This is a genomic window from Staphylococcus sp. HMSC62B09 (assembly GCF_001839115.1).
Classification (GTDB): domain Bacteria; phylum Bacillota; class Bacilli; order Staphylococcales; family Staphylococcaceae; genus Staphylococcus; species Staphylococcus haemolyticus.
The window spans coordinates 258,100-282,261 of the sequence record NZ_KV840121.1; the positions used below are offsets into that span (position 1 = coordinate 258,100).

Below are 24,162 nucleotides of genomic sequence, written 5' to 3' on the forward strand. Positions count from 1 at the left end.
AAGGTAAAATATTTCTCTAGAAGATTAAGCAATTATGCCACCATAAATAGTTAAAAATGATACAATATTGTAATGAGAAAAAATAGATAATGAAAGAAGTGAAATGAATGGCTGCGAATATAAAGGAAGATGACATTATTGAGTCAATATATGAAAGTAACAAAAGCTGGGTATCTGTTGAAGTGAAAATTGATAGAGAACTTACACCTGATGAATTATTCAATTTAACAGAATCTCAGGCAGGAGATCGCTTTTATTTTCGCTTAAATGATAATACGTCTTCATTTTTCGGCTATCATGCTGTTCAAAGATTCAAAAATAACTTTGATAATAAGCAATCGATCTTTCGTGAGTGGGAAAAATTTAAAAAAGATATTGAATTGGTACACCCGGATATAGAAAAGCATCATTTGAAAGTCATTGGTGGATTTCAATTTTCTAGCCATAAATCTGATGATGAATGGCGTGAATTTGGCATTAATCATTTTGTGATACCTCAAGTTTTAATATCAAATATCGGACAAACTACTTATCTGACATATACAGTTGAAAGAGCCCAATTTGATATTGAACAGTTTAAAGAAGTAGTAAATTACTTTGAAGAAACTCAAATTGCTAAAGCTGAACCTGTTGAAACAATGGGGAATATCTTACGAATGGAAGATATCTATGTTGATGAGTGGAAAGAACTCGTTAGGGATGCGATTGCTCAGCTTGATGAAACTAAAAAAATCGTTCTTGCAAGACGTCGTATGATTAAATTTGATAAACCAATTAATATACCTTATGTGCTTAATCGAGCATTACAAAGTGAAAGAAACAGCTATTTATTCATTTTAGAATCCAATCAATCTGTATTCTTTTCACAAACGCCAGAACAACTTTTAAAAGTAGAAGACGGTGTTCTATCTACAAAAGCTGTAGCTGGTACAATTAAGCGATCTAACGACATAGACGAAGATGAAAGAAATATACAAGCATTTCTAAAAGATAAAAAGAATTTAGGTGAACATGATTTTGTAGTTAAAAGTATTCTAGATGACATAACGCCTTATGTTGATAATATTGAATATAATCATTCACCTAATATTTTAAAAAACGACCATCTATATCATTTATATACTCAAATTCAAGGTCAGTTAAAAAACAATTCCTTTATAGGATTAATTGATGAAATGCATCCTACACCAGCTTTAGGTGGCTACCCTAAAAATGAAGCACTTAAATTTATTGAAGAAAATGAATTTGGAACACGAGGCTTATATGGCGCACCAGTTGGTTATATCGACATGAATGATGATTGTGAATTTATTGTAGCAATACGCTCAATGTTAATAAAACAAAATCAAACCACGTTATTTGCAGGGTGTGGTATCGTAAAAGATTCTGACCCTGATAGTGAGTTAGCTGAAACTGCAGTTAAATTTTCACCGATGATGAATGCTTTAGGAGTAGTGGATAAGAATGAATCATAATGACGCACTAACAAAACAAGTATATACATTTGCTTCGGAGTTATATGCCTATGGCGTACGTGAAGTTGTAATTAGTCCCGGCTCAAGATCAACGCCATTGGCCATTGCTTTTGAAGCACATCCTAATATTAAGACATGGATACATCCTGATGAACGTAGTGCAGCGTTTTTTGCTTTAGGCTTAATAAAAGGTAGCGAACGCCCTGTAGCTATTTTATGTACCTCTGGCACTGCGGCGGCAAATTATACACCAGCAATTGCAGAGAGCCAAATCAGTCGTATACCTTTAATTGTATTAACAAGTGATCGTCCACATGAATTAAGAAGTGTGGGGGCACCACAAGCAATTAATCAAGTTAATATGTTCGCAAATTATGTTAATTTTCAATTTGATATGCCTGTAGCAGATGGTACTGATTACGTGCTAGACGCAATTTATTATCAAATGCAAATTGCAAGTCAGTATCTATATGGTCCACATAGAGGTCCTATTCATTTTAATTTACCATTTAGAGAACCATTAACACCTAACTTAGAAAGACAAGAGTGGCTAACATCTTATTCTAAAAAGCTGCCGCATTATCAAAAAAATATTAATGTTCAAGACATCAGACATATATTAAAAGAGAAAAAAGGGTTAATAATAGTTGGTGATATGCAACATCAAGCTATCGATCAAATACTTACTTATGCGACCGTGCATGACATACCTATACTTGCAGATCCATTAAGTCAATTACGTAAGTATAATCATCCAAATGTGATTACGACATATGATTTATACTATCGTGCAGGTCTCGACTTAGATGTTGATTTCGTAATAAGAGTTGGTAAACCTGTTATCTCAAAAAAATTAAATCAATGGCTTAAGCGCACAAATGCATATCAAATTTTAGTGCAGAATAATGACAAGATAGATGTATTTCCAACGCCACCGAGTATTTCATATGAAATATCTGCAAATGATTTCTTTAGAAATCTTATCGAAGAAACAGCTGTCGATCGAAAAGACTGGATAGACATGTGGCGAACACTTGAATCACAGGCTAGAAATACAATCGATAAACATATGACAAATGCAACAGATGAAGCGGCATTTGTAAAAATATTAATTGATAAATTAACTAAAGACGATGCTATTTTTGTAAGTAACAGTATGCCAGTTCGTGATGTCGATAATCTACTTTATAATAGTGAAGTTGAAGTATATGCTAATCGCGGTGCAAATGGTATCGATGGAGTTGTATCAACTGCTATTGGAATGGCTGTACACAAGAAAATCACTTTGATAATCGGCGATTTAGCATTCTACCATGACATGAATGGTCTTTTAATGGCTAAAATTAATAATATTAATTTAAATATTGTTTTACTTAATAATGATGGTGGCGGTATATTCTCATATCTTCCACAAAAAGCATCTGCTGAAGCATATTTTGAACGTTTGTTTGGAACGCCGACTGGATTGAATTTTGAGTATACAGCCTTGCTTTATGATTTTACATTCAAACGATTTAATAATGTGGCAGATTTCACTCAAGAAAAGCTATCACATATGAATTCACATATTTACGAAATGGTAACAAATCGAGATGACAATATGTCACAACATCAAATTCTATATAAGAAATTGAGTGGTATTCTAAATGTTACACTATAACTTCTATCAATCACAAAATAATTCAAATCAGTTATTAGTACTTTTACATGGCTTTATTAGTGATAGTCGTACGTTTAATGATGATGTTCAATATTTTTCACAAGAGGCTAATGTTCTTACAATCGATTTACCAGGGCATGGACAAGATCAATCACCAATTGATGTAACTTGGGACTTTCCATACATTACGACACAATTAGATGAGTTATTAGATATATACAAATCTTATGATATTACTTTACTCGGATATTCAATGGGTGGCAGAGTGGCATTGTATTATGCGTTGTACGGGAAATGCTCTTTGTCAAAATTGATAATTGAAAGTAGTTCTCCAGGAATTAAAGATGAAAATAATCGACATGAGCGTCAACAAATAGATGCAGCAAGAGCAAAAGTATTAGATATTGCTGGGTTAGAGGTATTCGTTAATGATTGGGAAAAATTACCATTATTTTATACGCAATATGAACTAGATAAAGATAAAAAGTCGGCTATAAGAGAAATGCGATTATCCCAAGATCCACATAAATTAGCAAAAGCTTTGCGTGATTATGGCACTGGTCAAATGCCTAATTTATGGGAACAAATTGGTAATATTCAAATACCTTGCTTTATTTTAACTGGTGAATTAGACCAAAAATTTGTGAAAACTGGACAAGCTATGAATAAGGATATGAAATACAGTCAAATCCATACTTTTTCAAATGTAGGTCATACAATTCATGTGGAAGATAAAGCGGAATTTGATACAATAGTATTAGGTTTTTTAAAGGAGGAGCAAAATGACTAGACAGTGGGAAACACTTAGAGAATATGATGAAATAAAATATGAATTCTACGAAGGAATTGCTAAAGTAACGATTAATAGACCTGAGGTAAGAAATGCATTTACACCTAAAACAGTAGCTGAGATGATTGATGCATTTAGTCGTGCACGTGATGATCAAAACATTTCTGTAATCATCTTAACGGGTGAAGGTGACAAAGCATTTTGTTCTGGCGGTGACCAAAAGAAACGTGGACATGGTGGCTATGTAGGCGAAGACCAAATCCCACGTTTAAATGTATTAGATTTACAACGTTTAATCCGTGTCATTCCTAAACCAGTTATCGCAATGGTTAGAGGTTATGCCATCGGTGGTGGTAACGTATTAAACGTAGTATGTGACCTAACAATCGCTGCTGATAATGCTATTTTCGGACAAACAGGTCCTAAAGTAGGTTCATTCGATGCTGGTTATGGTTCTGGTTACTTAGCAAGAATCGTTGGTCATAAAAAAGCACGTGAAATTTGGTACTTATGTCGTCAATATAATGCACAAGAAGCTTTAGACATGGGCTTAGTTAATACAGTGGTACCATTAGATCAAATCGAAGATGAAACAGTTCAATGGTGTAAAGAAATTATGAAACACTCTCCAACAGCTTTACGTTTCTTAAAAGCTGCTATGAATGCGGATACTGATGGCTTGGCTGGATTACAACAAATGGCTGGAGATGCTACATTACTTTACTACACTACTGATGAAGCTAAAGAAGGTCGTGACGCGTTTAAAGAAAAACGTGATCCAGACTTTGATCAATTTCCTAAATTCCCATAAATCAGTAACGGTAATATAAAAAAGTATAATTTTAGGACACTTATATAGTGATAAACTGATTGACAGTTAACCACTATTTTAAGTGTCCTTTTTTAATTAAAGTTATATACTGTAATTTGCTTTTAAGAATCTTTCTAATCGACGCATACCCTCTTTTAAAACATCCATGTCATATGCATAAGAGATACGAATATAACCTTTACCCATATCGGTGAATGATGATCCGGGAACCATTGCTACGTGTGCTTCTTCAAGCACTTTGACGCAGAAATCGAAATCATCAGAAGTATAGTTACGAATACTTGGGAATATATAAAAAGCGCCTTCTGGTTGAGCATCCAATTCGAAACCCAATTCTTTTAATTTACTTACTAAATAGTTACGACGCTCTATATAAGCTCGGTTCATATATTGAGGCGCATCTAATCCTTCATTAAGTGCAGCAATACATGCGATTTGTGACGGTACATTTGCACATATACAATTATATGCATGCATAAATGTTAACTTTTCAATTAGGTACTCAGGACCTAGTAAGAAGCCTATACGAATACCGGTAGCGGAGTGAGACTTACTTAACCCACCAATAAGTAATAGTTGATCACGAATTTTCTCAAATTCTGCAAATGAGACATGATTACCTTTGAAAGTATTTTCTGCATAAATTTCATCGCTAATAATAAAAATTTCTTTTTGTTTCAAATAATTTACAATGTCTTTTACTTCATCACGTTCTAATATCACACCAGTTGGATTCGTAGGATAATTAAGCAAAATTGCTTTTGTTTTATCAGTGTAATGTTGCGCAATTAATTCTGGAGTGATTTTAAATTCTGTATTTGTAGTATCTATATAAATAGGCTTACCACCTAATGTTTCAACTAAAGGAATGTAGCCTGCATAAATAGGTCCTGGAATTAATATCTCATCTCCAGGTTCGATAATACTTCGCAATGACGTGTCAAGTGCTTCACTCGCACCATTCGTAATAATGATTTCCTCTTCACTATAATAAAAACCGTACTTATTTTTGAAATAATTACTTATTGCCTGTCGAGTTTCCGGCAATCCCTTATTGTGTGAGTAACTAGTTTTATCTTCTTTAATCGCATTGATGTATGCCTCTTTTACCATATCTGGCATAGGAAAGTCGGGTTGACCAATCGTTAAATTCACACAATCATCAATGTGCTTCATACGATTAGAGAACTGACGTATACTTGGTGCTCTTAAAAATTTGGAATTCGTATTTAAAGATAGTTTCATTTTTTACACCTCAAAAAACCAAATTATAGTAACTTTAAATGTTACTACAAAATTTTAGAATAATCTTATAATAACATATTTTTTAGTCACCATAATTTGGTAAGTCCTTTTGTATTTAACTTTTCATTATCCTCTAAAAGAAGAAGGTTTCTTTAAATTAATCAAAGGATTCGTCCATTTACAAACAAGGTTCGTCGATAGTAAATATACAATTAATACTGAAATGAGAATTAAATAACCGTAAGTGAATACTGATATATGATCTTTAAAAGGATATATTTCCAATCCTCTAACTATACCTATAACTAAACCATGTAATAAATAGACGTACATTGTGCGATTTCCTATATAAGTATAAACACGTTTATGATTACTCATTAAATTGAGGAATGAGAACATAGCTACAAAGATAACGAAGTATAGCAATAGTCTTTTCAATGGGCTGTACACATTTTCATTATTATTTTCAAGTGAAGTATAGGGACTACTACCTAAAAGCCAATCTGAATTGATTGGGTGTATATAGTAGACGATGAAAAATATAATAAGTACAATGATTGAAATTAGCCTTAATTTTTTATTTCTCAATAATTGAGTATGAGCTCGCGTTGTTAAATAACCAACATAAAAAATCGGGAAAAATACGATTGTTCTTGAAATACTCATATAACCATTGATATCATCAGAAAAACCTGCAAGTATTGAAATAATCAAAGCGACAGGTAATACATAATATGCTTTATAGCGACGTACTATGACAAGGATGACATGGAAACAAAATAATGTAAGTAAGAACCACAAAGCAAATACAGGATTAAAAGGGTCCATTTGAATTGCATCACTTTTACCAGTTACAAAATAATAGATAGAAAAGAATGCATAAAATATAGCGTAAGGTGCAATTAACTTTTTAGCTACATTCTCTAGGTAATGTGGTTTATCTAAATGTTTCGCAAAGTATCCAGAGATAAATAAAAACGATGGCATATGGAAACTATAAATTAACAAATATAATGCAGATAAGTATTTACTTTCAGAAGTATAAGGTTGAATCATATGACCGAATACGACTAAAAAGATAAGGATGGCGCGCGCGTTATCGAAAAAGTAATCTCTTTTTGTATCCATCGACATACGATTGTCTCCTTTTTTAATTAATAACTGTATTTAATTTAGTATATATTAACATTGAAATGCAACAATTTAGGATGAAATGTTGGGTAATAACTATTATTTGTATGTAAATTCTATTTGATTTTAAAAAAATAGATTTAAATATGAATAGTATTTGCATAATAGGAAGAGCAAGTTATCACATTAAAGGAGTGGATTAATATTAACACGTTAAAAGACATCATTAAGCTGATACATCCAATGGTAGGTGGGAGTATCATCGGTCGAATCATAGCAAAGGAATCACAACAGGACTACAAAATTTTAGAAAACCACCATTTTCTCCACCTACAAAAACATTTCCGATTGTATGGCCAATATTATATTTATTAATGGGCGTTTCTTATTTAATCACTACTAAAAATAAAAAAAGACAACTCGAATTAAAGTGACACATTATACGCAGTTAACTTTAAACTATTTGTGGTCGATACTTTATTTTAAAAAGAAAGTAAGAGGTATTGCATTAATTGAAAGTATCATGTTGTTTATCTCAGTAGTTGCTAATGCAGTATCAATGTTTAAAATACATCGAGTGACTGGATTATTACAGATTCCATATGTACTTTGGTCTGCATTTGCAAGTTATTTAAATGCAGGTAATTATTACCTTAATAAGGACAATCCAAACTATAAATAGCAATGGAATATATCAATGATTCATAGTTTAAATATATATTCAGCGAGATGCTTTAAAACTTAATGAAATTAAAATTGAATTATTTAGAATTGTATTGTGACAAAATATTGAAAGTACATGACATATAAAAAAATCATAGTATAATAGTATTATCAATTATAAATGTGGAGTAGAACAACAATGTATAATCAACTAGAAAAACTTATTACACTAACTAATAATGACCTTAATTTGGTTAATAGACGTTTTGGACAGCGTACAGATATTACAAATGATCAATTAGAACTATTGAGAATTTTATATAGTTATGATCGATTGTCGCAATATGATTTAACGATGAAGATTAGTAGAGAGCAATCCATTGTATCTAGATGGATTAAGAAATTAGTGCAAAAAGGATATATAACTAGTCAACAGTCTCATGAAGATTTACGTTGCAAAGACTTATGCCTAACAGAAGAAGCTCGTAATTTGATTCAACAAATCAATACGGCAAGATGTGAGTTAATAGAAGCGCGTTGTCAGTGTCTAAGTAAGGAAGAAATACAAAGTTTAAATCAACTATTAGATAAGCTAAATAGTCGTCACATATATATTTAAATAAATGAGTCCTATTGTCTTAATGAATTTAGCCAAATGATCATTATAGCGATAGGGCTTTTTTAGTACAGTTAAATGGGCACAAGAATATAATTTTTAATTGAATATTTAAAATTGTACGAACTAGCAACATATATATAATAAAATAATTATAAAAAGACAATTTCTATAGTGTATCAATAGAAATTGTCTTTTTAATTTGTCCAAGAACTTAATGTCCTAGAATCTTGGTTATTCAAATGAGAATTTTATGTCTCATTCATTTTATTAGTAAATATAGTTATTTATTTGCTATAGCTTGAGATATCAAAATATTTACCAACAGCTTTAATTTCATTATAAAGTTGTTTTAAATATTGAGCGTTAGAATTAGCCCAATTAATATCAGTTGCATATTGGTGTGTAGCAGGGTGGTCTGGATTCCAACGCATTTTATATAGCGTATTTTGGCCTGCTTTAATATAGTCTTTACCTATAAATTTAGCACCACCAATAATCGCTTTAGATACTGAATTCCAACCAGCTTGCTTAGCATAATTAATACCTTTATATAGTGGATTAGCATCAAAAGCGGCTATACCAAATACATTATGATATTTTGTAGCACTATTAGTAGTAACATAGTTATTTACGATGTTTGCACCTTTAGCTAATTGAGATTGACCATTACCAGTTTCAATTAATGCATGTGCAATTAAGTAAATTTCATTGATACCTGAAGTAGCAGCAGCTTGACTGAATGCTTGACCTTGATTTTCAAGAACACCTTTACCTTTAAGTAATTGATTCAAACTTGCTACAGAAAGATTTTGCGGGCGATCTAAGCGTAAGAATTGGTATTTAAGCGTATCATCTTTAGCTAATTTTTCTGTGTTCATAGCGTTTTTAATTTCACTATAAGTTGCGTTTGACCAACCATAACCATTTCTTTGAACTTGTGGTGGAGCCCCGTACGCATTTTGTTGAAGTGATACAGCTTGATTTAATGTTCTATATGATTTTGAATATTTAACTAATTCTTTTTTCAAATCAGTATCTTTAATCCATACATATTTGCCATTACTTAATTTACCATAATACCAAGTTTTACCATTAACGACTTTACGAATTGTTACTTGGAAAATTTGTTCATTAAAAGCTTTTAATGAAGTTGCTTTAGCTGTACTAGGGTCATCATAGTAATAACCATTAGTTGTGTTGATAATAAATTCATATTGATATTTTTCACCATTATCTGATGAAGTATTTGATGAAGTTAAGTCATTCTTAGCAATCCAACCAGTTTTACCGTTAACAGTACCGTATAGATAAGTTGTGTTTCCAATAACAACTGATTTAGATACTTTAATTGATTTATTAGCTAAATCTTTATTATCTAAACGTTGTTGGTTTGTACCCCACGCAATTGAGTATAGACCATTATTTTTGTTGTTAATTTTATAAGTACCTGATGTTTTTTGTTCAGAACTAGAGTTTTGAACTTTCAAGTCTTTGACATTGAACCAACCTAAAGGTGTATTTGTCGTAGTATTTTGAAGTAACACATAAGTATTACCATCAATTGTTTTTTCTTTAGAAACGTTGAAAGTACGATTAGCATACTTAGTTGCATTTTTACCTGTTTTATCATAAACAGTTGCACGTGCACCGCTGTTGTTCGCATTAACTTGAGCTACTTTTGACACAGTTTGAGTTGATGCAGTAGATGGTTTAGTAGCTTTAGTGTTTACAGCAAATTTAGCATTTACTTTAGGTGTTTGTTTAACATCAGTTGATTTAATCCAACCCCAAACATTGTTGATTACACCGTGTAAGTACGTTTCGTTACCAACTTTAAGGTTATCAATTGATTTTAACTGTTTACCACTTGAAGGTACTGTAGCTTTAACTTGTTTAGCTGTTCCCCAAGGTGTGTCGTAAATATTTGCATTTCCATTAATATCGTAATAAGTGGCATTAGTTTTGTTAGGTGTTGTAGTTTTAACAGAAATTTCTGAAACAGGTACCCAACCACGTGAAGTATTACCATTATAATCAGAAATTAAGTAATAATCTTTATTGTTCAACGTAGCTTTCTTAGTTATGTTGTACGTTTTTCCACCAATAGTTGCGTTAGCTTTCACATTTTTATCATAAACAGTTGTATACGTTCCTTTATTCTTAGTAGAAACCTGACCTAATGTATTCTTAAGATTCGATACTTTTAAAGTATTATCTACAGTAGGTGTTTTACTTTCAGAAGATGGTTTAGTTATATTAGATAGAAATGCTTTGCTAACCCATCCATTTTTACCATTTAAAGAGCCATATAAATAAGTGGCTGTGCCAACTTGTTGAGACTTTGTTGCTTTAAATGGTGCTGTATTAGATTTTAAAACAGTTCCAGCTACTTGATTATAGTTACCCCATGGCACTGTATATAGCGTAGCACCTGATTTTATATTATATGATTGGTTTATTTTTACAGGAGATTTTACTGTATTATAAACGGTTTCTCCTTGCTTAACCCAACCGTACACTTTACCACTATTGTAGTCAGATAATAGATAATACTTATCTTTACCAAGTGTGGCAGATTTAGTTACAGATAAAGTGTTATGAACTTGGTTGGTAGCTTTACCTTTATCATCATAAACTGTTGTGTAAACACCACTATTATCAGTTTTAATTTGAGCTAAGCCACTATTTGACTTAACAGTTAATTTTGGTGATGTAGTAGTGGAACCATTATTACTTGAACCACCTTTATTGGTATTAGATGAGCTACTACTTGAAGTAGTACCCCAAGGTGCTACTTGGCCTGTTTTAATTAAATATTTTTCATTAATTAAATCGTATAATTCATTATAAGTATAATTATGGCTTTGTAGGTAAGCGTGTGGGTCAGAATGGTCTGTACCACCTAGGAATCGACTAATTGCATAGTGAGTCCAAACTGTACCTTGACCATCATTTTCAGCACTATTAGGTGTTAATCCATAATATTGTAATTGTGTTGCAGCATAATCTGCATAGTTATTCATTGATTTAGCGAATGAAGCATAGTCATGTGTATGAACAATTTCAACATTTATAAAACGACCATTAGCATTTGGACCCGCACCCCATGATAAGTAGTCAGTAGGGGCAGTTTCTATAATACGGTTACCGTCTACAAATGCATGAACGAAAGCTGAGTTGTAATTGTTTTTCATGTAATTAATTTCACCATCAATAGTTGAGTTATCATTAGCCGTTTCATGAACTACAATACCTTCAGGTTTACCTACACCATTACGATATCCATATTTAGGGAAATAAGATGAATAATTTTCTTCGATTTTAGATGCTTGTAAGTTATTCGAACGAATATAATTGTTGATTGATGAACTTACTTGTGGTTTATATTTCGGTAAAGATGATGTAGTTGCTTTAGCTGCATAACGTTTAACTGTTTTTACTGAAGTTGCTGGACCACCTTTGCCACCAACAGATCTAAATTCAGAATAACCTGATTGAGTACTGTTAGATGTAGATGTTTGAGTTGTTTTTGATGCTGATGCATTCTTAGTATTAGCTTCTTGTGATGTTTTAGCTTGATCTACGTTTACTTGAGTTGCATTATTATCATTATTACTATAAGTACTAACTTTCTTATCACTGCTTTGCTTAGACTCTATTTGGTTGTTAGACTGAGTCACTTGATTAGATTGTGATGGAGTAACAGATGATGAATTCAATTGATTTTTATTTGATGAAGTTAAACTATTCTCTTGTTGTGAGTTAGAACTACTTTCATCAATTTGATTATTAACATATTGTGTAGTGTTTTGATTAATATTAACAGATGTATCATCATTTGACTGAACTTGAGATGATGGTAAAGTGTTTTTAGAAGCTTGCAATGTTTTCTTATTAGCATCAGTATTACTTTGTGTGTTATTGATATTAGTATTTTGATCAGATTTATTTGAAGATGAAACTTCTTGCTTGCTATCTTTAACCTTAGCTAGCTCACTATTTGAATTAGTAGCGTTTGTGTTAGCAGTACTTTGATTTTGCGTACTTTGTTGATCTTGTGAAGTCTGTTTTGTTGTAGTTAAATTATCTAATTTAGCATCATACGTTTTGCTTTCTGTAGCAACAGATGCTTTAACATCAGAAGGATTTTGATACGTTTGTACCCCTGATACACTTTGAGCTGAATTAGTTACTTCTTTTTTAGCTTGCTCAGCATTTTCTATATTCTGTTGATCATCAATAACATTATTTGTATTATTCGAATTTTGATTCACTTCAGCTGCATGTGCATGTTGTGAAGTAAATGCAGCACCAAATAATGTGATCGCAATCATCGAAGGAAATTTTAAATTAAACTTTTTGGTCATTTTGTTACTCCTCGTTATTATTAATATTACAAATTCATTATAGTATTTAAATTAAGGCTATGATTAGATTTAACTTATTTGTAAACTAACTTTAATACTTTCTTACATATAGTAAACAAATTATGATTTTACTAAGGAATACATTACGAAGCACAGATAATTTAAAATACATTAGTTTAAGCTACTATTAAAAAAATGAGATAGTCTATTTAATTAATTACAAGTACTCTATGAATTTAGAATATAAATAGTTTAAATATTCTTATACATTTTTATATGATCGATATTTTCCTCAATAAAAACTGGGCCCGTTTGAATATAATCTAGTTTCTCATAAAAGCCTTGAGCTTGTACTTGAGCATTTAAAACTAATTGATTGTATCCCTTATCTTTTGCAAAACGTTCAATAGCGTGCATCATTGTTTTGCCATACCCATCTTTTCTATAAGGTTTTAAAATAGCAACTCTTTCTACTTTTGCTGCGTTGTTATAAGGTCTAAATCTCGCACATGCAAAAGGTACATGATTTTTGTCGTAGCCAATAATATGTGTAGATTCTTCCTCAAATGAATCTAATTCATTTTCCAAGGGAACACCTTGTTCTTTCACAAATACTTCTCTTCTAATAAAAAAACATTCTGATAACATATCTTTGTTTTTTACTATTTCAAACATCTTAATTCCCCCATATATATGTAATTATTAAAAGTTACAAAAATTAAATTTATAAAAGTATAAAGTTATTCTATATGATTTAAAGATATAAAAAACTCCTTTTTACAACAAATTTGTAAAAAGGAGTGGAAATTGTTTTATTATAAGGCTTCTTGGCGAACAATCGCACTGTACTGCCAAAATATTCTCATTTGAGCAATATTCCAATTATTCATGCCCATTGTAAAACCTGAAGGCTTGAATAATGTTACATCAGTAACTTCTAATGCTGCCGCAATAAGATATTGAAGAGGAACGCTAATACTTTGCATTGTCTCAGTAATACCATTTTCATCATAAACCCATGAGAACGGTAAATCCGATTCAAAAACATCTACTTTATTGAAGATTTCTGGTAAAGCAAGAATGTAGCACGCACCACTTACAATTGGATTAACAGAATTTTCACCATAGTAGACTAATAATGCTTCAAAATTTTCACGATGTTCATGATTAACGTAAAAGAATTCACTTCTAAATAATGCCATGTCTTTGCTATGAATAATTTGTTGCTCTAAAACATTAAACATACCATTAATGTTAGCAGCTTTTTCATATGTTTTACGTGACATAGTTTGTACTCCTCTCAATTAGTAAATTTGATTCATTTGATCTTGATTGTTATTGAATGAATCAGAACTATTTGTCTGATTGTAGTTATCATTTTGAGTACTACCTTGACTACTTTGGTCAATACCTTCATTTGAGTTTGAACTATTTTCTTCAGATGATTGTATATTATTATTGTTATCTGAATTTGTTGAATCATCGATGTTATCATCAGAAGAAGATGAATCTTTTTGATTATTTTTCAATAAAGACTGATCAAGAGGTGTAAGTGGTACAAGTGTACCGTAATGTTTAATAACGCGTTGATCTAAGAATTCATCCTTATTTGTTATTTTAGATAGTCCTAAATCAGAACGCAATATATTTGAATATTTCATAATACTACTAACGCTCGGATTATAATAGTAAATATTTTGTAAGTAATCATCTTTACCCTTGAGTTGAGACTTTTTAAATTCAATGTCATCAGATAAGTACATAGATGCTAGAGATTTGATTTCAGAAGAAGTTAAATTATGTTTCGCATTTTTCCCAACTATTTGTACTAAATCATCTAATTTATCATATGAATCAAGGCTCTTAGCTTTTTGGAATAATAATTTAATTAAATCCATTTGTCTTTCGCCACGTTTTAAATCAGAATCGTGATGTCGTGTTCTTGCAACGGCTAGCGCTTCATCACCATTAAGTTTTTGATAGCCTTTTTTAATTTTAATTCTACCGCTATCGTCTGTATTAGGCTCATTTAAGTCGTAAGGAACGTCATAATAAATACCACCAAGTTCATCAACTGCCTCAACGAAGGCATCCATATTTACTCGTACATAATAATCAACAGGAACGTTTAATGTCGCCTCGACAGAATCCATAGCAGCTACAGGTCCTCCGTATGCATGTGCGTGAGTTATCTTGTCGTAATAACCAACTTTTGGTATATAACTAATCGTATCACGTGGGATACTAAGTAATCGTATTTGACGCTTTTCAGGACTGAAGGTAGAAAGAATCATAGAATCCGTTCTTGAATGTTCTGTAGTTTGGCCATTTTTACGACGACCTTCATTATCATCAATTCCTAAAAATAAGATTGAAACTGCATCTTTAGAAGGGTTTACTTTTCCTTCACGTATGTTTGATTGACGCTTCGAATCAGATTTATCATATGAGGCTTGCATTGCACTTTCAGAAGTTTTATACAAATTGATGATAAAAATTACAGGAACAACGATTAGTACTAGTGTAAGTAGCATCATAAAATATTTTAAAAATCGGTTCATAGCATTTGCTCCTATACATATTATCTTTTATAAGAGATTTTATGATTTGAAAAATAAAAATTGTTACATTTTTATTTAACATGAAGTATAAAATCAAAAATAAATTTATATTTTTTGCTTGTATTCAAAGTTGTAAGGATGGTGTAATTATATATAATGTATACTCTCATAGCCTTAAATTGTATTACTTTTTGGAGAGAATTACAACTTTAAGTTTAATACAAAATTTACATTATTAAAATAGAATTTACAAAAGATGGTTAAGCAATATTAGATAATACTTTATCATACTAAAGTACGATGTAATAAAAAATTATAACTGTATGATTAAAGAAAGATGAATTCAATGGTGTTGTGTTATATAATATAAAATATTAAACGAATAAAAAATGATTTAGATAGAATAGGTTTTAATTTAGATATACTTCTATATTAGACGTAAGAGGGACTCCATGAAAAATAACAAATTAAAAATTATAGCTTTTATTTTAGTATTAATTGTTTTAATACTTCTCATTATATTATTCGTCATTAAAATTACTAACTATAGTATTAAGGACAGTGAATATAACAATGTTAATGATAACAAGGCTTATATAGAACATCGTGATAAAAACTATAAAACAGTTGATAAGCTCAAAACGGTTCAAGCAAAAGATGATAATATTGAACAAATTAATACGTATTTAAAAAATGTTCATTTCAATGGATCAATTACAGTTTTAAAAGATGGAAAATTAATGCTTGATAAAGGGTATGGTTATCAAAATATTAGCAGTAAGAAAAAAAGCAATGCAAATACGATGTATTTAATTGGATCAGCTCAAAAATTCACTACTGGCTTAGTACTCAAGCACTTAGAATTATCAAACAAAATTAATATTAATGACCCTGTTACTAAGTATTTGCCGTGGTTTAAGACAAATAAAACAATTACATTGAAAGATTTAATGTTACATAGAAGTGGTTTATATAAATTTAATGCTAATCCTAATACAAAGAGTTTAGATGGGGCAGTTCATGATATTCAAAGAAGAGGGATTAATAGTAAATATTATCATAAGCATTTATATAACGATGCTAACTATCTAGTTCTTGCGCAAGTTATAGAAGCAGTAACACATCATTCTTATGTGGAAAATTATTATAAATTACTAGCAGAACCCTATCATTTAGAGCATAGTGCTTTCTTTAATGAAAAGCCTTATAAAAAGGATATGGCCACTGGATACAAAGTAAAAAATAATAAACTAAAAACGATGAATCCGAATGTATTAGGTCAATATTATGGTGCAGGAAATTTATTTATGTCTACACATGATATGGCTAGATTAGTTAATGATTTACAGCAAAATAATATTTTCAATCAAGCAGTTACAACATCATTACTTCAAGAAATTGGGAGCACTAAATATCCAGAATCTTATAGATATGGATTCTATTCGACTCCTCAAGTCAATCGAATTAATGGTGTGTTTTTCGGTCAAATATTTACGGTATATTTTAATGAAGATTATATTATTGTACTGGCTACGAATAAAGTTGATTATTCTAAAGTGTCAAATGAGTCAATTATTTCTCATATTTATTATCAATTACTTGGTCAAAATATTTATGAAACCAAATAAAGAGAGCTATAACGAAATGTAATAAAGATGCATTTTGTTATAGCTTTTTTTAATTAAAATGAATTATTTAATTGTGTCTTTAAATATTGAGCAGTAGTTCTTATTTAGACTTGAAGTAACAATTTTACAATTTGGATAGGGGGAGTCGTAATCAACAACTGTAGCTCCCTTGGTCAATGTGCCATGTAATTCAATTCGTACACTAGCTAGTATCGTTTCATAGCTTTCAGGATCAAGTAAATATAATACTGTGAAGACATCATATAATTTTAACCCTTTAGCGAAGTCTTTCTCTCTATAATGTTGAAAGATTTGATAGAGCATTGAACTTGTTCTACTCATATGTTCAAATGACGCTAAATAGTCATGAGTTAACAGCGATTGTCGTGCTAAATCAAGTCCAATCATAGTGATGGGAAGGTTACTCTCAAATACAATATGCGCTGCTTCAGGATCACTATAGATATTAAACTCTGCAAGTGGCGTTACATTACCTCGTCCTGAACTTCCTCCCATTAAGACAATTTCTTTAATATGATCTTTAACTTCAGGAAACGTACTTATCAATAGAGCAATATTCGTAAGTGGACCTAACGCTATAAGCGTAATAGGGGTGTTTGAATGTAAAAGTATCTCCTTCATTGCAGTTATTGAGTTAGTAGAAGCTAATTGGTCATTTGATATAGATGGGAAGTCGTATCCATCCATACCACTTTCACCATGAACTTGGCTTGCATCTATTGCTTTATTAATTAACGGTTTTGCAGAACCTCTGTGAACAGGTACGTCACTATTGAAGAAAGCTTTCAATTTCAGAGCATTAGCAGTCGTTTTTTCTATATTGACATTTCCATTGACTGTGGAAATCATTTTTACATCGAAGAATGGATGTAATAGGGCAACACTCAATGCAGCAGCATCATCAATTCCTGGATCAGTATCTATGATTATAGGTAAAGTCATTATTCAAATGCATCTCCTTCACAATAAATGATTTAAATTAAAGATAACTTAAATCAGGTATGAAATGAAAGCATAAAGAAAGAACCTGTTTGAAACTTTGACGAGTTTCATAACAGGTTCTTTGTGTGAGATAAATATTAAATTATAAGTGGTGAGAATGTCCACCTTGCATAACCCAATACGTACCAATAACAGTCACTAATGTGATGATAATCGCAAAGATAACTTTGAACGATTGTACTTGACCATCTTTACCTTCAGTTAAGTGCATGAACATTAATAATTGAACTGCAGCTTGAATAAATGCAAAGCCAAAGATGATTGTTGTTTTAGCATGGAATGTCATGTTTGTGTATAGAGTTACGAAAACTGCTAATAACGTCAAGACGATTGAGGCAATAAAGCCGACTGTATGTTTTACGATTGTATTCATCCGCTATACACCATCCCTATCATATATACGGCAGTGAAGATGAAGATCCAAACAACATCTAAGAAGTGCCAGTATAAACTTACAATGAATAATTTAGGAGCATTAAATTTATTAAGACCACGTGTAGCCACTTGAATTAATAAACAAATGATCCAACCAATACCTAATGATACGTGAGCACCGTGTGTACCTAATAGGATGAAGAAACTAGACCAATAAGATCCAATTTGTGGTGTTACACCTTCAGAAACATAGTGAGCAAATTCGTAAATTTCGAATCCAACGAACACTAGACCTAAAAGGACAGTAAGAATCATCCAGAACATCATTAAGTTTTGTTTTTCTTTACGCATGTAATAAATTGAAATACCACATGTGTAAGAACTAATTAATAAGGCAAACGTCATAATTAATACAAGCGGTAACTCGAATAATTCTGTTGTCATTTTGCCAGCATAATCGCCACCATGTTGCAACGTTAATAACGTTGCGAACAAAGTACCGAATAATGAGAATTCGGCTGTAAGGAAAATCCAGAAGCCAAGTTTATTTAATTGACCTTCGTGCGTACGTGAATCAACAGTATTTGTATCATGACTCATGACCTACAGCCTCCCTTTCTTTAATACGAGCTTCTCTTAAACGAGCTTCATTTTCAGCAACTTCAGAAGCAGGGATATGATAACCATGATCTTGTACGAAACTTTGGTAAACTAATGAACCAAGAATACCTACTAAGCAGATTGCAGCAGGGATTACAGTTTCGAAGATTAAGAAGAAACCACCTAATAACATGAATATACCCATAATTACACCTGTATGTGTATTGTTTGGCATATGAATGTCTTTATAATTATGGTTATCTAAATAATGACGACCATGTTCTTTCATATCAACAAATGTATCATAGTCATTCCAATCTGGAGTGATAGCAAAGTTGTATTTAGGTGGAATTGCAGAAGCAGTAGACCACTCTAAAGTACGTCCAAGACCATCCCAGTTATCTCCAGTAGCTTCACGTGGAGCTTTGATATGACTGTATACAATGCTTACTACTAAGAATAGGAAACCAACAGCCATTAATAATGCACCAATAGTAGAGATTAGGTTTAATAACCACCAACCATCAGAAGGCATATAAGTGTATAAACGACGAGGCATTCCGTCTAATCCAAGAATGAATTGTGGTAAGAAACATACGTTAAATCCAATCATGAATAACCAGAAACACCATGCATTTAGTTTTTCGTTTAATTTGTAACCCATCATCTTAGGATACCAGAAGATTAAACCAGCTAGGCAGGCAAATACAACACCAGTAACCAATGTATAGTGGAAGTGAGCTACTAAGAAATAAGTATTATGGTATTGATAGTCAGCTGATGCCATCGCTAACATTACACCTGTAACCCCACCTAATAAGAAGTTAGGGATGAAGGCTAATGAGAATAGCATAGGTGACTCGAACGTAATACGTCCTTTATATAATGTTAATAACCAGTTAAATAATTTAACCCCGGTTGGTACACCGATTAACATTGTTGAAATTGAGAAGAATGAGTTGATTAAAGCACCATTACCCATTGTGAAGAAATGGTGAACCCAAACTAAGAAACTTAAGAATGCGATACCAGCAGTTGCCCACACCATACTTTGGTGTCCGAATAAACGTTTACGAGCAAATGTTGGAATAATTTCTGAATAAATACCAAATGCAGGCAAGATAACGATATAAACCTCAGGGTGCCCCCATACCCAGAAGAAGTTTGCCCATAACATTGGCATACCGCCATCGGCAACTGTAAAGAATGCAGTTCCAAATACACGGTCAGTAGTCATTAATGCAAGTACAACTGTGAATACTGGGAACGCAAGAATTACGATTAAAGTCGTAATAAATGTTGTTACAGTAAACATAGGCATTTGCATGAATTTCATTGTTGGTGTTTTACATCTAAGTATTGTTACGAAGAAGTTAATACCAGTCATTAAAGTACCAATACCTGAAATTTGAATTGCGACTAGGTAATAGTTAACACCTGGGCCTGGACTAAATTCACCAGCTAATGGTGCGTAGTTTGTCCAACCAGCCGCTGGTGAACCACCAATAATGAATGAAAGGTTGAATAATATCATACCAACGAAGAATAACCAGAAACTAATGTTATTCATAACTGGGAACGCCACATCACGAGCCCCAACTTGTAGTGGAACGACTAAGTTCCATAAACCAAATACGAATGGCATAGCCATAAAGATAATCATGATAACGCCGTGCGTACTGAAGATTTCATTATAGTGATTTGATTCCAAGAAAGTATTATCTGGAATTGTTAATTGAGTACGTAATAGTAATGCATCAATACCACCACGAACGAACATAAGTACGGCACAAATTAAGTACATTAAACCGATTTTTTTATGGTCTACGGATGTGAACCATTCTTTGTAAAGATATTTCCATAACTTGAAGTAAGTAATTACTGCGATTAAACCAATAACTAGGAATGGCGCACCAATTTGTGCCATTGTAATCATCCAGTTACCTTTAACGAGCAATTGATCCCATGGAAAATTCATTAATGTCCACCTCCATGATCATTGTCTGCTTTGCTACCAAATTTAGACGCATTTTCGTCTTTTGCACTTTTACTGATTTTTTCCATTTCCTTAGAGTTATGATCTTCTTCTTTCTTGAATTCATTATCATAAGGATCATTGTTACCAAGAATCATAGGTTTCATACCATGACGCTTATAGTTAGCGTTAGTGATTTGAACCTTACGAGCTGGTTTTTGTGGTTTATCAGTAACATCTTTGTACAAGTCTTTCTCAGCTACAAAGTTAGGATCTTTTTGAACATAATTGTAACGTTTGTAAGCGTAGAAGATGTACTCTGGATCAGCTGCAGGGTCAACGAATGCCATATGCGTACCACTGAATGTCAATTCTTTATTAGGTGTACTTGGTAAGAGTTGTTTATCAAACTCATCTTGGCTAAGTGTTTTCTTGCTCTTAGCATCTTTAACCCAAGAATCGAATTCACTTTGGTCTACAGAGTGTACTTTAAACGTTTGGCGAGAGAAACCTTCACCATTGAAGTTTGAGTTACGACCTCTGAAAGTACCTGTTTGATCAGCTTGTAAAGTCCAATCCATTGTCATGCCAGTCATGGCATATTTTTGACCACCTAGTTGAGGAATCCAGAAACTTGTCATCGTATCCATAGATTGTAATTTGAATACTACAGGACGGTTTTTAGGAATAGTTAAAGTATTAACCGTTTCAACTTTTTGTTCTGGATAAGCGAAGAACCATTTATATCCAGCACTTACTGCGTATACAACCACTGGATCTTCCTTACTTTCTGGTGGTTTCTCATAATCGTATAAAGTTTTAACTGTTGGAATAGATAAAGCAATTACGATAATGATAGGTACCACAAACCAAATTGTTTCAATTAAAGAATTGTGGTGCATCTTACCAGTTTCGCTGTTTTTATTGTAGCTATACTTGAAAATAAAAATAGCGAACATAGTAAGTACAACAGCAACAATAACAAGCATGAAGATGATTGAATAGATAATCAAGAACTTCTGACTACTTGCTACTGGCCCTTTTGCATTAAATACTTCAACATTCGAACAACCACTAAGTAAAATTAGCGTGCCGAACATTAGAAGTAAAGACTTAAATTTTGACACTTTTTTGACCTCCTAATACTACAAATGTAGGGCTTATCATTAATTTTAGTTTATTACGCAATATTTACAAGTACTTATCCGAAAAAAATTATAATTATATATAGGAAACAACTAGAAACAATAGGAATGACGGGGAATGTAAGATTTGTTAAAATTATGTGTCTATTATGTGAAAAATGACAAATTTAAGTGATATACGCATATAGTTGAGAAATGTTATCATTTTCAATGTTTTCAAGTGTTTTTGACACAAAAAAAGATGAGATTATTCATCTCATCTCAAAAATTTGTCATATTATTTAACTTCTATGTATCGAGTTGAAGTTTCTTCTGCACCATCTGAATCAATGACATTATATTTCACTTTATATTTGCCTACTTTAGAAGTATCAACATGACCATCTACAGTGATCTTATGTGTTAAATCACCATCTTCTTTATCATAAGCACTAATTCCATTTAGTAGATTATAATTTTGGCCTTTTTCGATTACGATATCATTCACACCTCTAAGCTCAGGGGAGTGATTAGTTGTTGCTTCTGCACTTAAGTTGGGGGTAACTAGAGTTGCGGAGACGCCTAGCGCTGAAAGTGACTGGATTAGTTTATTCATTAAGTTAACCTCCGTTAAAAAAATAAAGTCATTGACTAATTTAATTAAACTATACAATATATTCTGAAAATAAACATCATACTATAGTCCTAATATATCGTATTATTTTAAGAATTTAAATAATAAGAGGAAAAATATATATTAAGATTATGTAAAATGAACAATTTGTGAATTTAATTACAATTGATTTAAAAATTTTGCAAATTGGAATAGAATGAATTTGGAAAGGTTTGAAATATTTAACTAAATGGGAGTGACTTTCATGTTAAATGAAAAAGAAAAAGGCATTATCAAAGAAACGGTACCAGTATTACAAGAGAAAGGCACTGAAATAACCTCATATTTTTACAATAGAATGTTCAATCAACATCCAGAATTAAAAAATATGTTTAACCAAACGAACCAACAAAAAGGATTTCAATCAACTGCATTAGCGCAAAGTGTTTTAGCGGCAGCTGTTAATATTGATAATTTAGGCAACATCATGCCTGTAGTTAAAGAAATCGCTTATAAACATTGTGCATTAGAAGTTCCGCCAGCAGGTTATGACATTGTTGGAGAAAATTTAATAGAAGCAATAAAGGCAGTAGTAGGACTAGAAGATGATCATCCAATCATACAAACTTGGAAGAAAGCTTATCAAGAAATCGCAGATGTGTTTATTCAAGTTGAAAAAGATATCTATGCTAGTATGCTTTGGGAAGGTTTCCAACCTTTTGAAATTGAAAAAATCGAACAATTATCTTCAGATATCAAAGCTTTCACAGTTAAATCTACTGACTATGATTTAAGTCAATTTACACCTGGTGAATACATCACTGTGGATGTAAGTAGTGAAAAAATGCCATATCGCGCAAAAAGACATTATTCAATTGTATCTGGAGAAAACGAGCGTTTAACATTTGCTGTTAAACGTGATGTGACAACTGACCATGAAGGTGAAGTTTCAACTATATTGCATGATGAATTAAAAGAAGGAGACAAAATTAATTTATCAGCACCTGTAGGTCCATTTGCGGTTGCAAATCCTGAAAAGCCTCAATTATTTATTGGTGCGGGTATCGGTGTTACACCATTAGTTTCAATGTTTAATGAAGTGGTTGTTAAAGATAGTAATGCTCAATTTATTCAAGTAACTGGAGATGTCAACGATACACCATTCACTTCATATTTAGAAAATATTAGTCAAAAATCAGACAAAGCAAAATATGAACTTTATGATCGTGAAAAAAATGGGTATTTAACTAAAGAATACTTAGAAAAATATATAAGTGAAAATACAGAGGTTTACGTTTGTGGTGGTGCTAAATTTATTCAATCTGTTATTGAAGTATTAAAAGCATTAGATGTTGATCAAAGTCATATTCATTATGAAACATTTGTACCAAAATTAAGTGTTGCAGTTTAATATTGAAATAGATATTTATTAATAAGATTTTGTATAAATTATGGCTCTACGTCAAATCGGACTGATGAGT

At 31.8% G+C, this 24,162-nt stretch carries 19 protein-coding genes and 1 pseudogene; 8 read left to right on the top strand and 12 right to left on the bottom strand.

What is annotated here, in order from left to right:
* Positions 1-107: 107 nt before the first annotated feature.
* The 4 genes from HMPREF3265_RS04690 to menB are packed head-to-tail and all read left to right on the top strand — an operon-like array spanning position 108 to position 4,736.
* Positions 108-1,475 (top strand): isochorismate synthase, encoded by a 1,368-nt coding sequence (locus HMPREF3265_RS04690; protein WP_070441282.1) that lies wholly within the window; start codon positions 108-110, stop codon positions 1,473-1,475.
* Positions 1,465-3,135 carry a 2-succinyl-5-enolpyruvyl-6-hydroxy-3-cyclohexene-1-carboxylic-acid synthase gene (gene menD, locus HMPREF3265_RS04695; RefSeq protein ID WP_070441279.1) on the top strand — a complete coding sequence of 557 codons (1,671 nt, stop codon included), beginning with the start codon at positions 1,465-1,467 and terminating at the stop codon, positions 3,133-3,135. Before HMPREF3265_RS04690 ends, menD begins: the two co-directional genes overlap by 11 nt.
* The gene (menH, locus tag HMPREF3265_RS04700; RefSeq protein ID WP_070441276.1) at positions 3,122-3,925 is read left to right on the top strand and encodes a 2-succinyl-6-hydroxy-2,4-cyclohexadiene-1-carboxylate synthase; all 804 of its coding nucleotides are present in this window, start codon (positions 3,122-3,124) and stop codon (positions 3,923-3,925) included. Before menD ends, menH begins: the two co-directional genes overlap by 14 nt.
* Positions 3,918-4,736 (top strand): 1,4-dihydroxy-2-naphthoyl-CoA synthase, encoded by an 819-nt coding sequence (gene menB / locus HMPREF3265_RS04705; protein WP_011276187.1) that lies wholly within the window; start codon positions 3,918-3,920, stop codon positions 4,734-4,736. Before menH ends, menB begins: the two co-directional genes overlap by 8 nt.
* A gap of 102 nt (positions 4,737-4,838) precedes the next feature.
* Here the strand turns inward: menB and HMPREF3265_RS04710 are convergent, their stop codons facing one another.
* Both HMPREF3265_RS04710 and HMPREF3265_RS04715 read right to left on the bottom strand, forming a co-directional pair.
* The gene (locus HMPREF3265_RS04710) at positions 4,839-6,002 is read right to left on the bottom strand and encodes an aminotransferase class I/II-fold pyridoxal phosphate-dependent enzyme (protein WP_070441273.1); all 1,164 of its coding nucleotides are present in this window, start codon (positions 6,000-6,002) and stop codon (positions 4,839-4,841) included.
* A gap of 126 nt (positions 6,003-6,128) precedes the next feature.
* Positions 6,129-7,136 (bottom strand): acyltransferase family protein, encoded by a 1,008-nt coding sequence (locus tag HMPREF3265_RS04715; protein WP_070441270.1) that lies wholly within the window; start codon positions 7,134-7,136, stop codon positions 6,129-6,131.
* Positions 7,137-7,376: 240 nt separating this feature from the next.
* Between HMPREF3265_RS04715 and HMPREF3265_RS04720 the strand changes: the two are divergent.
* A pseudogene (locus HMPREF3265_RS04720) lies at positions 7,377-7,815 on the top strand (TspO/MBR family protein).
* 180 nt (positions 7,816-7,995) lie between these two features.
* Positions 7,996-8,415 carry a MarR family transcriptional regulator gene (locus HMPREF3265_RS04725; RefSeq protein ID WP_037535525.1) on the top strand — a complete coding sequence of 140 codons (420 nt, stop codon included), beginning with the start codon at positions 7,996-7,998 and terminating at the stop codon, positions 8,413-8,415.
* 284 nt (positions 8,416-8,699) lie between these two features.
* Here the strand turns inward: HMPREF3265_RS04725 and HMPREF3265_RS04730 are convergent, their stop codons facing one another.
* From HMPREF3265_RS04730 to HMPREF3265_RS04745, 4 genes are all read right to left on the bottom strand, one after another.
* Positions 8,700-12,782 (bottom strand): glucosaminidase domain-containing protein, encoded by a 4,083-nt coding sequence (locus tag HMPREF3265_RS04730; protein WP_070441267.1) that lies wholly within the window; start codon positions 12,780-12,782, stop codon positions 8,700-8,702.
* Between the two features lie 252 nt (positions 12,783-13,034).
* Positions 13,035-13,457 carry a GNAT family N-acetyltransferase gene (locus tag HMPREF3265_RS04735; protein ID WP_070441264.1) on the bottom strand — a complete coding sequence of 141 codons (423 nt, stop codon included), beginning with the start codon at positions 13,455-13,457 and terminating at the stop codon, positions 13,035-13,037.
* A gap of 140 nt (positions 13,458-13,597) precedes the next feature.
* Positions 13,598-14,068 carry a DUF2538 family protein gene (locus HMPREF3265_RS04740; RefSeq protein WP_070441261.1) on the bottom strand — a complete coding sequence of 157 codons (471 nt, stop codon included), beginning with the start codon at positions 14,066-14,068 and terminating at the stop codon, positions 13,598-13,600.
* A gap of 18 nt (positions 14,069-14,086) precedes the next feature.
* Positions 14,087-15,343 (bottom strand): LCP family protein, encoded by a 1,257-nt coding sequence (locus HMPREF3265_RS04745; RefSeq protein ID WP_070441258.1) that lies wholly within the window; start codon positions 15,341-15,343, stop codon positions 14,087-14,089.
* Between the two features lie 452 nt (positions 15,344-15,795).
* On the opposite strand from HMPREF3265_RS04745, the gene HMPREF3265_RS04750 reads away from it, so the two are divergent.
* Positions 15,796-16,971 carry a serine hydrolase domain-containing protein gene (locus HMPREF3265_RS04750; RefSeq protein WP_070441255.1) on the top strand — a complete coding sequence of 392 codons (1,176 nt, stop codon included), beginning with the start codon at positions 15,796-15,798 and terminating at the stop codon, positions 16,969-16,971.
* 63 nt (positions 16,972-17,034) lie between these two features.
* Here HMPREF3265_RS04750 and rihC read toward each other — a convergent pair whose 3' ends face one another.
* From rihC to HMPREF3265_RS04780, 6 genes are all read right to left on the bottom strand, one after another.
* Positions 17,035-17,934 carry a ribonucleoside hydrolase RihC gene (rihC, locus tag HMPREF3265_RS04755; protein ID WP_070441252.1) on the bottom strand — a complete coding sequence of 300 codons (900 nt, stop codon included), beginning with the start codon at positions 17,932-17,934 and terminating at the stop codon, positions 17,035-17,037.
* 142 nt (positions 17,935-18,076) lie between these two features.
* Complete coding sequence (gene qoxD / locus HMPREF3265_RS04760; protein ID WP_011276176.1) at positions 18,077-18,367, bottom strand: cytochrome aa3 quinol oxidase subunit IV; 291 nt, start codon at positions 18,365-18,367, stop codon at positions 18,077-18,079.
* Positions 18,364-18,969: a cytochrome aa3 quinol oxidase subunit III gene (gene qoxC, locus HMPREF3265_RS04765; protein ID WP_037535537.1), complete on the bottom strand. Its 606-nt coding sequence runs from the start codon at positions 18,967-18,969 to the stop codon at positions 18,364-18,366. The genes qoxD and qoxC overlap by 4 nt, the downstream gene beginning before the upstream one ends.
* Positions 18,959-20,947 (bottom strand): cytochrome aa3 quinol oxidase subunit I, encoded by a 1,989-nt coding sequence (gene qoxB, locus HMPREF3265_RS04770; protein WP_070441250.1) that lies wholly within the window; start codon positions 20,945-20,947, stop codon positions 18,959-18,961. Before qoxB ends, qoxC begins: the two co-directional genes overlap by 11 nt.
* On the bottom strand, positions 20,947-22,071 hold the full coding sequence (gene qoxA / locus HMPREF3265_RS04775; protein ID WP_070441247.1) for a cytochrome aa3 quinol oxidase subunit II: 1,125 nt from the start codon (positions 22,069-22,071) through the stop codon (positions 20,947-20,949). Before qoxA ends, qoxB begins: the two co-directional genes overlap by 1 nt.
* 295 nt (positions 22,072-22,366) lie before the next feature.
* Complete coding sequence (locus HMPREF3265_RS04780) at positions 22,367-22,684, bottom strand: DUF5011 domain-containing protein (RefSeq protein ID WP_011276172.1); 318 nt, start codon at positions 22,682-22,684, stop codon at positions 22,367-22,369.
* Positions 22,685-22,946: 262 nt separating this feature from the next.
* Here HMPREF3265_RS04780 and HMPREF3265_RS04785 point away from each other — a divergent pair, with 262 nt between their 5' ends.
* Positions 22,947-24,092 carry a globin domain-containing protein gene (locus tag HMPREF3265_RS04785; RefSeq protein WP_070441244.1) on the top strand — a complete coding sequence of 382 codons (1,146 nt, stop codon included), beginning with the start codon at positions 22,947-22,949 and terminating at the stop codon, positions 24,090-24,092.
* The last annotated feature ends 70 nt before the right edge of the window (positions 24,093-24,162 follow it).